Source organism: Klebsiella pneumoniae (genome assembly GCF_000742135.1).
GTDB classification, from domain to species: Bacteria; Pseudomonadota; Gammaproteobacteria; order Enterobacterales; family Enterobacteriaceae; genus Klebsiella; species Klebsiella pneumoniae.
The window spans coordinates 2,051,988-2,068,584 of the sequence record NZ_KN046818.1 but is presented as its reverse complement, the minus strand read 5'-3'; the positions used below and the strand labels follow the sequence as shown (position 1 = coordinate 2,068,584).

The following is a 16,597-nucleotide window of genomic DNA, read 5'->3' as shown; positions in this document are numbered from 1 at the left end:
GCCCGAACACAACGTTCGGGCTTGTCGTTTTACCGATAAACAACATCATTCCGCAGAATGAGACGGCAACAATAAATTATTGGCATGACAATAAAGGCATATAACGCGCAAATAATACGTGATTAGCCCGGGCATGTATAATTTTTATTTTGTATATTATCTATAAATGCATTCAGCATAATTATCACCATTTCATTGGTATTATTTATTTTAGATTTTACTTATATCGTAACAATTGAGTCTTACCGGATCTCAGACCGCTCCTTTAGCATGAGTTCACTTCCCACCCGGAAGTTAAAACATAAAAACAGTTAAAGGAATTTCTTCATGAAAAGAAAAGTACTGGCCCTCGTTATTCCGGCTTTATTAGCCGCCGGTGCCGCGCATGCGGCGGAAATATATAAAGACGGGAATAAATTAGATCTCTATGGCAAGGTAGATGGTCTGCATTATTTCTCCAGCGACTCGAAAAAAGACGGCGATCAAACTTATTTACGTTTTGGCTTTAAAGGCGAAACCCAGATCAACGATATGCTTACCGGCTATGGCCAGTGGGAATATAACGTTCAGGCCAACAACACCGAGACCTCCAGCGATCAGGCGTGGACCCGTCTGGCATTCGCCGGTATCAAAGTGGGCGATTACGGCTCCTTCGACTACGGTCGTAACTACGGCGTGCTGTACGACGTTGAAGGCTGGACCGATATGCTGCCGGAGTTCGGCGGCGACTCCTACACCTATGCGGATAACTTTATGGCAGGCCGCGCCAACGGCGTCGCAACCTACCGCAACAGCGATTTCTTCGGTCTGGTGGAGGGTCTGAACTTCGCCCTGCAGTATCAGGGTAAAAACGAAGGCCAGAACGCGCAGGATATCAACGTCGGCACCAATAACCGCAGCAGCGACAGCGATGTTCGCTTCGACAATGGCGATGGTTTCGGCCTCTCCACTTCCTACGACTTCGGCATGGGCATCAGCGCGGCGGCAGCTTACACCTCGTCTGACCGTACTAACGATCAGATGACCCAGACCAACGCGCGCGGCGATAAAGCGGAAGCCTGGACCGCCGGCCTGAAGTACGACGCCAACGATATCTACCTGGCGACCATGTACTCTGAAACCCGCAATATGACCCCGTACGGCAATGACGGCGTGGCCAATAAAACGCAAAACTTCGAAGTCACCGCGCAGTATCAGTTCGACTTCGGCCTGCGTCCGGCCATCTCCTACCTGCAGTCCAAAGGCAAAGATCTGTACAATAACGGTCGCTATGCCGATAAAGATCTGGTCAAATATATGGACGTTGGCGCGACCTATTACTTCAACCGTAATATGTCCACCTATGTTGATTACAAAATCAACCTGCTGGATGGTAACGACAAATTCTACGAAGACAACGGTATCTCTACCGATAACATCGTCGCCCTGGGCCTGGTTTACCAGTTCTGATGCGCCTGCCCGCCGGTTCCGGCGGGCTTTCCCCCACCCGCCTCGCTGCAGATAAAACAAAACGCTATATCTCGCGGACTAAAATAGCCGTCCGTTTAATGATATAGTCATGGCCAGTCAGTGCTTGCCCGAGGACGTCCATCATGCACCACCATCCGGTAAAATCTTCCCGAATTATCTCCGTCGCCTACGATGACGCCTCCGCCACACTGGAAATCTATTTCTATCACCAGCCGCCATTACAATATACCGGGGTCCCACCGCGTATTTTTCATGATTTTTTACAGGTGGTGTCAAAAGGCCGGTATTATGATGGGGTGATCAAAGGAAAATTTCCCGAACGCAAGCTACGTTAATGTCAAAGTGTGACTGCGGTCATGATACAAAACGTGCCCTAATACCTTACAATATGAAGGGATACTTAAACAGGAGGTTTGGTAGTGCTACCAACTTATTGATTTTGTGTTGGATAGTGTTTTTGAGGTGCTTTATGGCTTCCATTTACGTGGGATCGCCATCTTGTGCTGTGACTGAAGGCGTAGACCGTAACGGCAAAAGTACTGCCGGTCATCAGCATTATCTCTGCAGGCAGTGCCGTAAGCCATGGACACTCACTTTCACCTATACAACCTCACAGCGCAGTACACACCAGAGGAAAATCATCGATATGACTATAAATGGCTCTGGATGCCGTGCCAGTCCACACATTATCGGCATTGGTCTGAACACCATTTTCCGTCGTTTAAAAAACTCAGTCCCCAGTCAGTAACCTCGCGGATAAAGGCTGGCTGGGGTGTTATTGTCTGCGTAAAAAGGGAAGAGCAGAGGGGCTACGTCGGGTGGGTTGACTCCTATATTTCCATACACTTTTTATCACTTAACCCATTACTGGTCCGCCGCCGCAGATATTCCCGTGGTGAACGATATCCCAGTGCACTATGCGGATGCCATTCGTTAATGTTCGAAGGCCTCCGCAAGGTTCTTTACCGCTGTTAACCCGTCGGGCTTTGGCATGACGCTGATGTAATCGGGCTTCATCGTTTTGACGAAGCTCTCTGCCATCCCGTTGCTTTCCGGGCTGCTTACTGCTGTATGTTCAGGCTCCAGTCATACCATTCTGGCGAACCTATGCGTCTGATGAGTCCGGTAGGCTGAACCGTTATCCGTCAGCCACTCAACGGGGGATGACGGCAGGCTGCTGCCGAAGCGGCGTTCCACTGTTCCCAGCATGACGTCCTGTACGGTTTCACTGTCGAAGCCATCCGTTGTGACCGCCCAGTGAAGTGCCTCGCGATCGCAGCAGTCAAGCGCGAACGTGACCCGCAGTTTTTCACCGTTATCACAGCTGAACCCGAAGCCGTCAGAGCACCACCGCTGGTTACTTTCTCCAACGGCCACTTTCCCTGTATGCGCGTCGCTTCGAGGGCGTTATTGCCGGTTTACGCTCAAGCAGCAACGCATTCTGACGCATGATGCGATATACGCGTTTGGCATTCAGCACCGCCATGTCGTCAGTTTCTGATTGTCTGCGCAGCAGTGCCCATACCCGACGATAACCATAGGTGGGCAGATCGCCGATAACGGTATGGATAAGGGCCAGCGCTTCAGTATCATCAGGCTTGCGCTTGCACCGACGACCCTGCCAGTCCTTCGACCTACGGGCCATGGCATGCAGCTGCGCACGTGAGACCCGGAGGCAACGACTGACAAGGCTTATTGGGGTCAGTTTGGATATCGAAAATTATTGTACGTTAGGCTCATTTTTTGACCATCAATGATGAGCCAATATCGGGGTATGAAGGCCAACCGGACGAAAACGTACGTTAAGAATTTAATTTATTGATATTATTAAAATAATAAAAAGGACCGCTGATTGATCCTTTTGTTTTGCTATTTGAGCGTCGATAAACATTAACGGTAATGACTCCAACTTACTGATAGTGTTTTATGTTCAGATAATGCCCGATGACCTTGTCATGCAGCTCCACCGATTTTGAGAACGACAGTGACTTCCGTCCCAGCCTTGCCAGATGTTGTCTCAGATTCAGGTTATGTCGCTCAATGCGCTGAGTGTAACGCTTGCTGTTAACGTGCAGCTTTCCCTTCAGGCGTGATTCATACAGCGGCCAGCCATCCGTCATCCATACCACGACCTCAAAGGCCGACAGCAGGCTCAGAAGACGCTCCAGTGTGGCCAGAGTGCGTTCACCGAAGACGTGCGCCACAACCGTCCTCCGTATCCTGTCATACGCGTAAAACAGCCAGCGCTGACGTGATTTAGCACCGACGTAGCCCCACTGTTCGTCCATTTCAGCACAGACAATCACATCACTGCCCGGTTGTATGCGCGAGGTTACCGACTGCGGCCTGAGTTTTTTAAGTGACGTAAAACCGTGTTGAGGCCAACGCCCATAATGCGTGCACTGGCGCGACATCCGACGCCATTCATGGCCATATCAATGATTTTCTGGTGCGTACCGGGCTGAGAGGCGGTGTAAGTGAACTGTAGTTGCCATGTTTTACGGCAGTGAGAGCAGAGATAGCGCTGATGTCCGGCAGTGCTTTTACCGTTACGCACGACGCCTTCGGTAGCTGAACAAGTGGGACATCTGATGGAAATGGAAGCCACGCAAGCACCTTAAAATCACCATCATACACTAAATCAGTAAGTTGGTAGCATTACCAGGAGGTTTTATGAGCAGAATGATTCTTGTCCCTATCGATATCTCTGATAAAGAATTTACTGAACGCATTATCAGTCACGTTGAATCGGAAGCGCGGATTGACGACGCCGAGGTGCATTTCCTCACCGTGATCCCTTCTCTGCCCTATTATGCCTCACTGGGAATGGCCTATACCGCTGAGCTTCCCGGCATGGATGAGCTGCGTGAGGGTTCTGAAACGCAATTGAAAGAGATCGCGAAGCAGTTCTCCATCCCGGAAGACCGGATGCATTTTCACGTCGCGGAAGGATCGCCAAAAGATAAAATCCTTGCGCTGGCCAAGTCGCTGCCAGCCGACCTGGTGATCATCGCTTCGCACCGACCGGATATCACAACTTATCTGCTGGGCTCCAACGCCGCCGCGGTGGTTCGTCACGCCGAGTGCTCGGTACTGGTGGTCCGCTAACGCCGCAGCCCGCCGCCCGGCGGGCTTTTTATTTCCGCATCAGCCGCCCCCGCCTGGCTGCTCGCTGCCGAAAGTGCCGGAAAGATGCTGACATTCCGCCCCTGAATCCGTACCATACACGCCACGGTTGCCTGTCAAACCTCAATAATTGCTACGCGCCAGCGCCACGTTGTTCAGCGGCTGGCAGAATGCGTGCTCTTCTGATGCCACACTATGAATTGAGCCACTATTACATGCTGCAAAACCAAGAAATCAGTAAAAAAGAAAAGTACAACATCGATAAGCTGCAGAAACGTCTGCGCCGCAACGTCGGTGAGGCGATTGCCGACTTCAATATGATTGAAGAGGGCGACCGCATTATGGTTTGTCTTTCAGGCGGCAAGGACAGCTATACCATGCTGGAGATCCTGCGCAATCTGCAGAAAAGCGCGCCCATCTCCTTCTCGCTGGTGGCGGTGAACCTCGATCAGAAGCAGCCAGGGTTCCCGGAGCATATTCTGCCGGCGTATCTGGAGCAGCTGGGGGTTGAATACAAGATTGTCGAAGAGAACACCTACGGCATCGTCAAAGAGAAGATCCCGGAAGGAAAAACCACCTGCTCGCTGTGCTCTCGCCTGCGTCGCGGCATCCTCTATCGTACCGCTACCGAGCTCGGGGCGACCAAGATCGCCCTCGGCCATCATCGCGACGATATCCTGCAGACGCTGTTTTTGAATATGTTCTACGGCGGCAAAATGAAAGGGATGCCGCCGAAGCTGATGAGCGACGACGGCAAACACATCGTCATCCGCCCGCTGGCCTACTGCCGCGAAAAGGACATCGAGCGCTTCTCCCAGGCCAAAGGCTTCCCGATTATTCCGTGCAACCTGTGCGGTTCGCAGCCAAACCTGCAGCGCCAGGTGATCGCCGATATGCTCCGCGACTGGGACAAGCGTTATCCTGGGCGCATTGAAACCATGTTCAGCGCGATGCAGAACGTGGTGCCTTCGCACCTGAGCGACGTCAATCTGTTTGATTTTAAAGGCATCACCCACGGCTCAGAGGTGGTGGATGGTGGCGATCTGGCGTTTGACCGGGAAGATATTCCCCTGCAGCCCGCCGGCTGGCAGCCGGAAGAAGAAGACGCCCGTCTCGATGAGCTGCGTCTGAACGTAGTGGAAGTGAAATAACCCTCACGCGTCTCAGGCAGCCGCCTGAGACGCACTCTCCTGCCCTTACTTCAGCAGTCGTACGCGGCAGGATTTACCTTTGATCTTGCCATTTTGTAACTGCTTATACGCCTTCTGCGCCATATTCTGGCGGATCGCCACATAGACGTGGGCAGGGTGGACGGTAATTTTGCCGATATCGGCACCATCAAAGCCCATACCCCCGGTCAGGGCTCCCAGCACATCTCCCGGGCGCATTTTCGCCTTTTTCCCGCCGTCGATACACAGCGTCGCCATCTCCGCCGTCAGCGGCGCGATGGTGTTGCCCGTCGGCGCCGGCAGCCAGTTCAGGGAAAGCTGCAGCATGTCGGCCAGAATAGTGGCGCGCTGCGCCTCTTCCGGCGCACAGAAGCTGATGGCCAGCCCTTGTTCACCGGCGCGGGCGGTACGGCCGATGCGATGAACATGCACCTCCGGATCCCAGGCCAGCTCGAAATTCACCACCAGCGCCAGGGATTTGATATCCAGACCGCGGGCAGCGACGTCGGTCGCCACCAGAACCCGGACGCTGCCGTTAGCGAAGCGCACCAGCGTCTGATCGCGATCGCGCTGCTCAAGGTCACCATGCAGCGACAAGGCGCTCTGCCCGGCGGCGTTGAGCGCATCGCAGACCGCCTGGCAATCGCGTTTGGTATTGCAGAACACCACGCAGGATGCGGGCTGATGCTGGCTGAGCAGGCGCTGCAGCAGGGCAATCTTACCGTGGCGGGAAACTTCAAAGAACTGCTGTTCAATCGCCGGGAGCGCGTCGACAGTGTCGATCTCAATGGTCTGCGGATTGCGCTGCACCCGGCCGCTGATCGCCGCGATTGCCGCCGGCCAGGTAGCAGAAAACAGCAGCGTCTGCCGGTCAGCCGGTGCGAAGCGGATCACCTCATCAATGGCATCGCTGAAGCCCATATCGAGCATGCGGTCCGCTTCGTCCATCACCAGGGTCTGCAGCGCGTCAAGGGAGACCGTTCCCTTCTGCAGATGATCGAGCAGACGGCCCGGGGTGGCGACGATAATATGCGGGGCATGCTGCAGGGAATCTCGCTGGGCGCCAAAGGGCTGCCCGCCGCAGAGCATCAGAATCTTGATGTTCGGCAGGCAGCGCGCCAGGCGGCGCAGCTCGCCGGCGACCTGATCGGCCAGCTCGCGGGTCGGGCACAACACCAGCGACTGGGTCTCGAAGCGCGCCGGATCGATATGCTGCAGCAGACCCAGCCCAAATGCGGCCGTTTTTCCGCTGCCGGTTTTTGCCTGCACGCGCACATCTTTCCCCGCGAGGATCGCCGGCAGGGCGGCGGCCTGAACCGGGGTCATCGACAGATAACCCAGCTCGTTAAGGTTGGCTAATTGGGCGGCAGGTAAAACAGTCAGGGTAGAAAAAGCGGTCACAATGTATTCTCGTATTAAAAGGCAGACAATCTGCAGGCGCGTATCCTCGCAGATCTCCGCGCCTGATGCGACAATTTAATCGGCTCTTCGTCAGGCGGCGGATCGGGCTGGGGCTGCGGACGCGGTCGTGGATCGGGTAAAGGAGCCGGATCGTTCGGCTCGGGCGAGATAGGGATAGACTGGGCTGTCAGCTCTGAAGCGTAATACATAGAGGCCTCCCGGAGAGTGATACGGGCGTACCCGCAGGCGTCAACGGCCAGAAACCGTCGGGTGTCTTAGTAAGGGTAGAAGCTGGTCCGGAGAGCGCAAAAAAAAAGCCGACTCAACAAAGCCGGCGTCGTACGAATCAATTGTGCTATGCAGTAATTCAAAAAAGGAAGTAAGACAATATGGAGCGCAACGCCCATCGCTTGACGTTGCATTCACCTGCGAGAGAGATATTGCCCTGAATGGGTAGATGGTTTATTGATTTCGCTCAAACATTGCCGGGTTTTCCCGGCACTACAGCCGCTAAAAGGCGATTCTTTACAGCCATTTACTGCGATGTAACCACCACGCAACACCACCGATGACAACGACTAACATCAAGCAGAAAAGGCTAAACCCCAGATGCCAGCTGTTGCCAGGGATCCCGCCGAGGTTGACGCCGAACAGGCCGGTTAAAAAGGTGCTGGGTAGAAACACCATCGCCATCAATGACATGGTATAGGTCCGCCGCGCCAGCGACTCCTGCATAATCTGGGCGATCTCGTCGCTCATGATCGCCGTCCGCGCGATACAGCTGTCGATCTCATCCAGACCGCGCCCCAGCCGCTCGGCGATATCCTGCATTCGCCGCCGCTGATCGTCACTCATCCACGGCAGCCGCTCGCTGGCCAGCCGGGCATAAACGTCGCGCTGCGGCGCCATATAGCGGCGCATCACAATCAGCTGCTTACGCAGCAGCGCGAGAAATCCGCGCGGCGGCACCTGCTGATCGAGCAGGTCGTCTTCCAGGTCGATAATGCGATCGTGCAGTTGTTCGATAAACTCGCTGGCATGATCGGTCAACGCATCGCAGACCTCCACCAGCCAGCTGCCGCCGTCCGTCGGGCCATTACCTTCCTTCAGGTCGCCCAGCACATCGTCCAGCGCCAGCACTTTGCGCTGACGAGTGGAGACGATCAGCCGCTCATCCATATACAGGCGCATCGCCACCAGCTGGTCGGGCCGCTCATCGGTACTGCCGTTGATACAGCGCAGGGTGATCAGCGCCCCGTCACCGATCCGCGTCACCCGCGGCCGGGTGCTCTCCCCCGCCAGGGCATCGCGTACGTTATTGGGCAGCAACGGGGTGGCCGCCAGCCAGTCGGCGCTGTCGCTATGGGTATAGTTGAGATGCAGCCAGCAAGGCTTGTCTTTGTCGATAATATCGTCATCGGCGAGCGGCTTAACGCCCCCCTGCCCGTCGAGCACCCACGCGAAGATCGCGTCCGGTATCTGCAACTCCGAGCCTTTAATCGCGTCCACTCAACCTCCGTTAATCCATATCTGCTAAATTACGCGCCTTCTCTATAAGGTACGCGAAAGCGCGCATTCTTGCTTTTAATGACCCGGAAATACAGGCCTAGTCGCTTCATTGAAAAGCGCTTTCGCCCCCGGTCGCGGCGCTCCCCTCATTTAACGTTAAAACTTAGTGAAATCAAGTTCTTCACGATTCAACACATACAGAGCGACGTTTTGCCGTTTATTTTGCAACTTCTTGCTGTATTATGCTGTTTATTGCGTTAATTTGCGGAGTCAATGGCCATGCATAAGCTCGCCAGGCAAAAACATATTCTCGACAGGCTTAGCGAAACCGGTCAGCTGAGCATTAGCGAACTGGTTGCAGAGCTGCAGGTGTCGGCCGATACCATTCGCCGCGATCTGAGTGACCTGGAACAACAGGGCGTGCTGCAGAAAAGCCACGGCGGGGCCATCGCCCTTAACGTTCCGGCCATGACGCGCCAGGGCAGAAACGCTCTTCTCACCCAGACCAAGCAGCGCCTGGGTCAGCAGGTCGCCGCGCGCATTCCCTCTGGCTCGACGCTGTTTCTCGACGCCGGAAGCACGCTGCTGGCGGTGGCAGCCCAGCTGAAAGGGCCGTTGACCGTGATCACGGCTTCTCTGGATATCGCTCAGCTGTTCAGCGACCGTACCGATATCCAGCTGATCCTGCTTGGCGGCCAGTGGGATAGTAAACAACGGCTGTTCGCCGGCAGCGCCACCCTGTCGCTGGTCACCCGCTACCGGGCCGATATCGCCATTCTCGGCGCCTGCGCGCTCCATGCCGGGCTGGGGCTGAGCGCCAGCCAGGAAGCTGATGCCGACGTTAAACGCGCCATGTTGGCCGCCAGCGCCGAGCACTGGCTGGTGGCGGACCATACCAAACTCAACCGCTGCGAACCGTGGCGGGTGGCCGGACTCAGCGACATTCACCATCTTTTTCTTGACCGTCCCTGGGCTGAGCTGGGGGATGACCCCGCCCTCTCTGTACATATTGCTGACGCTTAACAACGTGGAGAACCTGATGAGTAACAACACGATAAATATCGCCCTGATTGGCTACGGATTCGTCGGTAAGACCTTCCACGCGCCGCTTATCCGTTCGGTGCCGGGGCTGAACCTGGCGTTCGTCGCTTCCCGCGATGAAGAGAAGGTCAAACGCGACCTGCCGGACGCCACGGTGATCGACTCCCCGGAAGCAGCGGTCCAGCATCCGGACGTTGACCTGGTGGTCATCGCCTCCCCTAACGCCACGCACGCCCCGCTGGCCCGCCTGGCGCTGAACGCCGGCAAACATGTGGTGGTGGATAAGCCCTTTACCCTCGATATGCAGGAGGCCCGGGAGCTGATCGCCCTGGCGGAGGAGAAACAGCGTCTGCTTTCCGTCTTCCATAACCGCCGCTGGGACAGCGACTATCTCGGGATCCGTCAGGTGATTGAGCAAGGCACCCTCGGCGCGGTGAAACACTTCGAGTCGCATTTCGACCGCTTCCGCCCGGAAGTCCGCGTCCGCTGGCGCGAGCAGAACGTCCCGGGCAGCGGCTTGTGGTTCGACCTGGGGCCGCACCTTATCGACCAGGCGCTGCAGCTATTTGGTTTGCCGCAGTCGGTGCAAGGTAACATAGCCACCCTGCGCGACGGCGCGGAGATCAACGACTGGGCGCATGTGGTATTAAACTACCCGGCGCATAAAGTGATCCTGCACTGCAGCATGCTGGTCGCGGGCGGCTCGTCGCGCTTCACCGTGCACGGCGATAAAGGTAGCGTTATCAAAGCGCGGGCCGACCAACAGGAGAGCCAGCTGCTGGCGGGCGTGGTACCGGGCAGCGCCGACTGGGGCCAGGATGACGACCCGCTGGTTATCTATGATGCCTCGCTGCAGGCCCACGCGCAGGCTACCCCGCAGGGCGATCAGCGCCAGTACTATATGCTGATCCGCGATGCGCTGAAGGGCCAGATCGCCAATCCGGTGCCGCCGGTGGAAGCGCTGGCGGTGATGGCCGTTCTGGAAGCGGCGGTGCGCTCTGCTGAAAGTGGTATGGTGCAGACCCTGGACCTGTCCGACGACGAGCGCAACACGCTGCGCTAATCCGCCCTGTTCTCCGGTTACCTGCGCGGCCCGCAGGTAACCGCTACTTTTGCGCCACCTTAGAAAAAATCACTATCTATCCGCAGATTAACATTGCTTTATCCTGCTCCATGGTGCAAAGCACCGCTGGAAATTTCAGCCAATTGGGAGGAGGATAGAATGCAGATCGATCGTAATGAGAAAGAGGTTGCTGACGCTGTGGACGCGGCAACCGTACTACCGGACAGGAGAAGCGCATGTATTACACGTTAGGAGATACCACTCTCCATTTTTATCGCTATCAGTGCAAATTTTACGTCGCCCACTGGGAAGGGGGTAACGTGATGAGCGAAAAATTTAAATCGTTTATCGAACAGATCACTAAGAAGACCGGGCTGGATGCGAAACGCGTCGAGACCGCCGCGCGCGATTATTTTACTAACGTGGATTAACAGGCAGTGCTGTTCGTAAGAGACAAGCTGGTGCGGTAGCCGCGCAGGCTAACCCCACCTTTCACCGCCAGGACGCCTCGCGCCGCCTGGCGGCTTCTCTATTCTGCCAGCATTAAACGGTAGTCAGTTTTGCCAGAATGGCGGCGAAGGCGTCATTAACCTTATCGCCGGCGAGCAGTTTTTTACGCAACGTGAAGCTTCTGCCGCTGGAACGGATCAGCAGCCGGACTTTCGCATCATTATTGCTGCGTTCAACTACGGCAACATCCCGCAAGGGAAGAACGTAGGTATCGGCATAAAGCCCCGGCGTAAATATCATCGACTCGCCGCTCACGCCAATCACCACCCGATTTTGCAGACGATAGCCATTGCACAGCGCAACAATACCGGCGGCAATAAATACTCCGCCTATCCCCATGCCAATCATTAAAATAATGATCCCGGCGATGAGCGCCAGCGCCCCTTGGGGATAAAAGCCTGAGGCATTAAAGGTTTATAGCTGCTGGTTATCAGCCTCGCCCACTGCCGTGGTTGATCGCCAGGGCGTAAATCCGGCGTTAATCCGCGTTTGCAAGCTGAACAGACTACCCACCAGAAAGATCACGCTGGCGGGCACCATCACGATGCCGCCAACAAACGCCAGGACGATGGCCAGATAAGGGTAGCGGCCTGACAGCATTATGCTGATCGCCTGAACCACCACGGCAATAAACAGGGTCAGCACCAGCCAGGACCATACGCCGTCCGCCCGACTATGGAAGTTCAGCTGTCCTTCATCAAGTAATAAATTTCGCGCGACAAAACAGATAATAATATTGACGAACAGGCCTATCCAGGCCAGCTTGTGCACATGCTTCATACCCTACTCCATTATGGTTTTTACTATTCCATTTCCAGGCATTATTAAATACAGTCTCAATGCCGGCTGGATAGTAGCAAAGCGGTACGCAAGATCAATAAAAAGCGCGCGGTCTCCTCACATTCTAATTTATATTCAGCGTGATATTGTTAGTTATCATTTATCGTAATTATATAAACCATCCTATATATTGGCGCTATATATTTTCAGCGCAATAATATCGCCCTGCCGCCAGGCAGGGCGTCGCAGATTAACGCTCCTCAAGCGCCGCCACCGGCGCCGGCGCGCTTTTCCTGCGCAGCAGATAGCCTGCAGCAAGGATCAGCAGCCATACCGGGATCAGGCAGACGGAGATGCGGATGTCCGGGGTCAGATACATCACCCCGAGGATCGCGGCGAGAAACAGCAGACACAGCCAGTTTGTCAGGGGATAGGCGAAACTCTGGAAAGCCGTTACCTTCCCCGCCCGCTGCATGGCGCGGCGGAACTTAAGATGAGTGATGCAGATCATCGCCCAGTTGATGACCAGGGCGGCCACCACCAGGGCCATCAGCAGGGCAAAGGCTTTCCCGGGCATCACATAGTTAATCACCACGCAAAGCGCCGTGGCGACGGCGGATACCGCCAGGGCGGTCAATGGGATCCCGCGGTGGTTCACCCGCAGCAGCGCACGCGGGGCGTTGCCCTGCTGAGCCAGGCCGAACAGCATCCGGCTGTTGCAGTAGACGCAGCTGTTGTAGACCGACAGCGCGGCGGTGAGCACCACCAGATTGAGGGCGTTGGCCACAATATTGCTGTCAATGGCGTGAAAGATCAGCACAAAGGGGCTTCCCCCTTCCACGACGTTCCGCCACGGGTAGAGTGACAGCAGGACCGCCAGCGACCCCACGTAAAACAGCAGAATACGGTAGATCACCTGGTTGGTGGCTTTGGGAATGGTTTTATGCGGTTCGTCGGCTTCCGCCGCGGTGATCCCCACCAGCTCAAGCCCGCCGAAGGAGAACATGATCACCGCCATGGCCATCACCAAGCCCGTGATGCCGTTAGGGAAAAATCCCCCGTCCTGCCACAGGTTGGCCACCGTCGCCGCCGGGCCGCCGTGACCGCTAAATAACAGATAGCAGCCAAAGGCGATCATGCTGATGATGGCAGCCACTTTGACAATCGAGAACCAGAACTCCAGCTCGCCATACACTTTGACGTGCGTCAGGTTGATGGCGTTGATCGCCACGAAGAAGATCGCCGCCGACAGCCAGGTGGGTACCTCCGGCCACCAGTACTGAATATAGATCCCCACCGCCGTCAGCTCCGCCATGCTTACCAGCACGTACAACACCCAGTAATTCCAGCCGGACATAAACCCGGCGAAGGGCCCCCAGTAGCGGTTGGCGAAATGGCTGAACGACCCCGCCACCGGCTCCTCTACCACCATTTCGCCAAGCTGACGCATGATAAAGAAAGCGATAACCCCGGCAATGGCGTACCCCAGCAGGACCGACGGGCCTGCCATACGGATCGTTTGCGCGATACCTAAAAACAGTCCGGTGCCGACCGCCCCCCCGAGGGCGATCAACTGGATGTGGCGGTTTTTTAACCCGCGTTTTAACTGATGCTCTTGCTGCGTTGTCATCTCTGACCTGCCCCTGTCTGTAAAAAGTCACGTTCGCCGGTAGCAACTTTCAGGCCAGCGGAGCGTCTTGCAGCGTCAGACAATAATTAATTAATTGAAATATATTCAAATATTCTTTTCAAATCAGTTCCGGTAGCTGGTCATGTCGGCGCCGACCTGGCGCATCACACGCGAAAACTGGCCAGATAACGCACAGATCATGAGAAAAAGAGCGGATTAATGCATGAACCTGACCCGTTTTGGTGCACCCGGTTTGCCGCCGTCCGCTCAGGCTTCACGCCAGGCAAAAAACTGTTAGGCTGGTAGCCACTTTTACGTTCCGCTAGTGGCCACTATGTACAACATCGACGACTATGATCTGAAAATACTTACCCTGCTGCAGGCCAATGGCCGTTTAACCAATCAGGAGCTGAGCGAGCTTATCGGCCTGTCCGCTTCCCAGTGTTCGCGCCGCCGTATCGCCCTTGAACAGGCACAGCTTATCCTCGGCTACCATGCGCGTCTGGCGCCGGATGCCGCCGGGCAGGAGATGCTTGGCCTGATTGAGGTGCGTCTGCTGAATCACACCCCGCAATGCGTGGAGAGCTTTCATCAGATGCTCAGTGAAGTGGACGCCATTCTGGACGCCTGGAAAACCACCGGCGACGCCGATTATCTGCTGCGGGTAACGGTCCCGGACCTGCCCGGTCTGAGCCATTTGATCAGCCATATTCTGGCGCAAAACAAAGGGGTGGCCCATCTGAAAACCGCCGTCGTGCTCAACCGCCTTAAAGAGAACGGCCAGCTGATGCCGGGCACGACCCCGCTGCGCTGAACCGGGGCACAGTGCCCTGCGCTGGTGCAGACGCGAGGCCAGACAATGCGCGACAAGCGGCAAATTCGCACAATTCACGCATTCGGAAACCATAAAACGCACGACCCGTGCAATTTCCTCTTCCTGTCAGAACAACAGGTTAGGCTAAACCACGGCTATTTTTTCCGCAAACGCTCGCCAGGGCACGCTCCTCTGGTGCGATTTTTGCAAACCAGAGCTTATCCTTGTTAACGAAAAGATAGTGCTTATTTATGGATAACGTCCTTTCCCCTGAAAAACTGACCCACACCTGGCTGGAGGATGCCCTGGCGCTGCTGTTCGGCACGCTGATGATCTCCTTTGGCATTATCCTCTTTCGCCAGGCCGGCGCCCTGACCGGCGGGACGGCGGGCATGGCCTTTCTGATCCACTACGCCACCCACCTGCCGTTTGGCGTAGTTTTCTTCGCCATTAATCTGCCCTTCTACTGGCTCTCCGTCCGGCGGATGGGCGCCGCCTTCACGCTGAAAACCTTCTGCGCGGTCGGACTGGTGTCGCTGTTCTCCGACCTGCACGGCTACTTTATCCATGTCGATCGCCTGAACCCCTATTACGCCACCCTCTTCGGCAACATCATGGTCGGCATCGGCTTTGTTGTGCTGTTCCGCCATAAAGCGAGTCTCGGCGGCGTCAATATTCTGGCCCTCTATCTGCAGGATAAAAGCGGCATCCGCGCCGGTAAATTCCAGATGGTAGTGGACGCCTGCATCGTCACCGCCTCGCTGTGGGTGGTTAGCCTGCCGATGCTGCTGGTCTCTGTCCTCGGCGCCGTGATTTTGAATTCGATTATCGCCATGAACCACCGTCCCGGACGCTACGCGGTGTAATGGCTTCACCTTTGACGGTCATTTCAGGAGTAACCACTGTGTTTCAGAACGTTGACGCCTATGCGGGCGATCCTATCCTGTCGCTGATGGAAGCCTTTCAACAGGATCCCCGGGCAGACAAAGTTAACCTCAGCATCGGGCTGTACTATAACGAGCAGGCCATTATTCCCCAGCTGGAGGCGGTCCGTCAGGCCGCTGACCGGCTGCAGAGTCAGCAGCAAAAGGCCAGCCTTTATCTGCCGATGGAGGGGCTGGCGCCCTATCGCCGCGCGGTCCAGACCCTGCAGTTTGGCGACAATCATCCGGCGTTGCGTGCCGGACGCATCGCCACCATCCAGACACTGGGGGGCTCCGGCGCGCTAAAGGTGGGCGCTGATTTCCTCAAGCGCTACTTCCCCGACTCCGCGGTCTGGGTCAGCGATCCAACCTGGGAGAACCACGTTGCCATCTTTGCCGGCGCCGGCTTTGAGGTACATACCTATCCCTGGTTCGACAGCGCCACCCGCGGGGTGAATTTCCCCGCTATGCTCGCCGCCCTCCAGCAGCTGCCGCCGCGCAGCATTGTGCTGCTTCACCCTTGCTGCCATAACCCGACGGGGGCCGATCTCACCCGCGAGCAGTGGGATCGCGTGATTGAGGTGCTGATCGGCAGGGAGCTGATCCCATTCCTTGATATCGCCTACCAGGGCTTCGGCCGCGGACTGGACGAGGATGCCTATGCCATTCGCGCCATCGCCAGCGCCGGGCTGACGGCGCTGGTCAGCAACTCGTTTTCCAAGATATTTTCGCTGTATGGCGAGCGGGTTGGCGGCCTGTCAGTGGTCTGTGACAATGCCGATATCGCCGGGCGCGTGCTGGGCCAGCTGAAAGCCACCGTGCGGCGCAACTACTCCAGCCCGCCGGGGTTTGGCGCCCAGGTGGTGTCGCAGGTGCTCAACGATCCCGAGCTGAATGCCCTGTGGCAGGAAGAAGTGGAGGCCATGCGCGTCGCGCTGGTGAAGGCCCTGCAGGCAGCCCTGCCGGCGGGGGATTTTTCCTATCTGCTGACCCAGCGCGGCATGTTCAGTTACACCGGCTTTAGCGCCGATCAGGTAGACGTTCTGCGTCAAGAGCATGGCATCTATCTGATCGCCAGCGGTCGGGTCTGCGTGGCCGGGCTCAACCACGGCAATATTGCGCGGGTAGCCAGCGCCTTCGCCGCGGTCTGCGCACGCTAGC

The 16,597-nt window shown here is 56.3% G+C and carries 15 protein-coding genes and 3 pseudogenes; 11 read left to right on the top strand and 7 right to left on the bottom strand.

From position 1 onward, the window contains the following. Window positions 1-327 precede the first annotated feature (327 nt). From ompK37 to DR88_RS28020, 3 genes and pseudogenes are all read left to right on the top strand, one after another. The gene (ompK37, locus tag DR88_RS15580; RefSeq protein WP_004148196.1) at window positions 328-1,449 is read left to right on the top strand and encodes a porin OmpK37; all 1,122 of its coding nucleotides are present in this window, start codon (window positions 328-330) and stop codon (window positions 1,447-1,449) included. A 143-nt stretch (window positions 1,450-1,592) separates the two neighbouring features. After that, window positions 1,593-1,805 carry a KTSC domain-containing protein gene (locus tag DR88_RS15585; protein ID WP_002902432.1) on the top strand — a complete coding sequence of 71 codons (213 nt, stop codon included), beginning with the start codon at window positions 1,593-1,595 and terminating at the stop codon, window positions 1,803-1,805. Window positions 1,806-1,939: 134 nt separating this feature from the next. Continuing rightward, a pseudogene (locus DR88_RS28020) lies at window positions 1,940-2,289 on the top strand (IS1-like element transposase); the annotation flags it as partial. 11 nt (window positions 2,290-2,300) lie between these two features. On the opposite strand, the pseudogene DR88_RS27385 reads toward DR88_RS28020, so the two are convergent. Both DR88_RS27385 and DR88_RS0125635 read right to left on the bottom strand, forming a co-directional pair. Next, window positions 2,301-3,166, bottom strand: a pseudogene (locus DR88_RS27385) (IS3 family transposase); the annotation flags it as partial. Window positions 3,167-3,380: 214 nt separating this feature from the next. After that, window positions 3,381-4,078, bottom strand: a protein-coding gene (locus DR88_RS0125635; protein WP_115223979.1) for an IS1 family transposase whose coding sequence is annotated in 2 segments (ribosomal slippage) — window positions 3,381-3,829 and window positions 3,829-4,078 — 699 coding nt in all. Because the reading frame shifts where the segments join, the coding sequence is not laid out codon by codon here. Between the two features lie 65 nt (window positions 4,079-4,143). On the opposite strand from DR88_RS0125635, the gene uspF reads away from it, so the two are divergent. Together uspF and ttcA are read left to right on the top strand one after the other, a co-directional pair. Then, window positions 4,144-4,578: a universal stress protein UspF gene (gene uspF, locus DR88_RS15590; RefSeq protein ID WP_004140161.1), complete on the top strand. Its 435-nt coding sequence runs from the start codon at window positions 4,144-4,146 to the stop codon at window positions 4,576-4,578. A 233-nt stretch (window positions 4,579-4,811) separates the two neighbouring features. After that, window positions 4,812-5,747, top strand: a complete 936-nt coding sequence (gene ttcA, locus DR88_RS15595) for a tRNA 2-thiocytidine(32) synthetase TtcA (RefSeq protein WP_002902422.1) — start codon at window positions 4,812-4,814, stop codon at window positions 5,745-5,747. Between the two features lie 45 nt (window positions 5,748-5,792). Here the strand turns inward: ttcA and dbpA are convergent, their stop codons facing one another. From dbpA to zntB, 3 genes are all read right to left on the bottom strand, one after another. Beyond that, window positions 5,793-7,166, bottom strand: coding sequence for an ATP-dependent RNA helicase DbpA (gene dbpA, locus DR88_RS15600; protein WP_004148193.1), 1,374 nt, complete (start codon window positions 7,164-7,166; stop codon window positions 5,793-5,795). 14 nt (window positions 7,167-7,180) lie between these two features. Beyond that, window positions 7,181-7,375 (bottom strand): proline-rich small protein YnaL, encoded by a 195-nt coding sequence (gene ynaL / locus DR88_RS31670; RefSeq protein WP_049245346.1) that lies wholly within the window; start codon window positions 7,373-7,375, stop codon window positions 7,181-7,183. Between the two features lie 316 nt (window positions 7,376-7,691). Further along, complete coding sequence (gene zntB, locus DR88_RS15605; protein ID WP_004148192.1) at window positions 7,692-8,675, bottom strand: zinc transporter ZntB; 984 nt, start codon at window positions 8,673-8,675, stop codon at window positions 7,692-7,694. Window positions 8,676-8,954: 279 nt separating this feature from the next. Here zntB and DR88_RS15610 point away from each other — a divergent pair, with 279 nt between their 5' ends. The 3 genes from DR88_RS15610 to DR88_RS15620 all read left to right on the top strand — a co-directional run bounded on the left by DR88_RS15610 (window position 8,955) and on the right by DR88_RS15620 (window position 11,210). Continuing rightward, the gene (locus tag DR88_RS15610) at window positions 8,955-9,698 is read left to right on the top strand and encodes a DeoR/GlpR family DNA-binding transcription regulator (protein WP_023316286.1); all 744 of its coding nucleotides are present in this window, start codon (window positions 8,955-8,957) and stop codon (window positions 9,696-9,698) included. Next, window positions 9,661-10,779, top strand: coding sequence for an oxidoreductase (locus DR88_RS15615; RefSeq protein ID WP_047719043.1), 1,119 nt, complete (start codon window positions 9,661-9,663; stop codon window positions 10,777-10,779). Before DR88_RS15610 ends, DR88_RS15615 begins: the two co-directional genes overlap by 38 nt. Before the next feature lie 236 nt (window positions 10,780-11,015). Then, entirely contained in the window at window positions 11,016-11,210 is a 195-nt protein-coding gene (locus tag DR88_RS15620) for a hypothetical protein (protein ID WP_004148189.1), read from the top strand. A 112-nt stretch (window positions 11,211-11,322) separates the two neighbouring features. Here DR88_RS15620 and DR88_RS0125630 read toward each other — a convergent pair. Together DR88_RS0125630 and DR88_RS15625 are read right to left on the bottom strand one after the other, a co-directional pair. Next, window positions 11,323-12,069: pseudogene (locus DR88_RS0125630) on the bottom strand (hypothetical protein). A 250-nt stretch (window positions 12,070-12,319) separates the two neighbouring features. After that, window positions 12,320-13,699: an amino acid permease gene (locus DR88_RS15625; protein WP_002902408.1), complete on the bottom strand. Its 1,380-nt coding sequence runs from the start codon at window positions 13,697-13,699 to the stop codon at window positions 12,320-12,322. Between the two features lie 334 nt (window positions 13,700-14,033). Between DR88_RS15625 and DR88_RS15630 the strand changes: the two genes are divergently transcribed. The 3 genes from DR88_RS15630 (at window position 14,034) to DR88_RS15640 (ending at window position 16,596) form a co-directional block, all read left to right on the top strand. Then, window positions 14,034-14,513 (top strand): Lrp/AsnC family transcriptional regulator, encoded by a 480-nt coding sequence (locus DR88_RS15630; RefSeq protein ID WP_002902405.1) that lies wholly within the window; start codon window positions 14,034-14,036, stop codon window positions 14,511-14,513. A gap of 251 nt (window positions 14,514-14,764) precedes the next feature. After that, window positions 14,765-15,379, top strand: coding sequence for a YitT family protein (locus DR88_RS15635; protein WP_004176405.1), 615 nt, complete (start codon window positions 14,765-14,767; stop codon window positions 15,377-15,379). Window positions 15,380-15,417: 38 nt separating this feature from the next. Continuing rightward, window positions 15,418-16,596: an amino acid aminotransferase gene (locus DR88_RS15640; RefSeq protein WP_025862151.1), complete on the top strand. Its 1,179-nt coding sequence runs from the start codon at window positions 15,418-15,420 to the stop codon at window positions 16,594-16,596. The last annotated feature ends 1 nt before the right edge of the window (window position 16,597 follow it).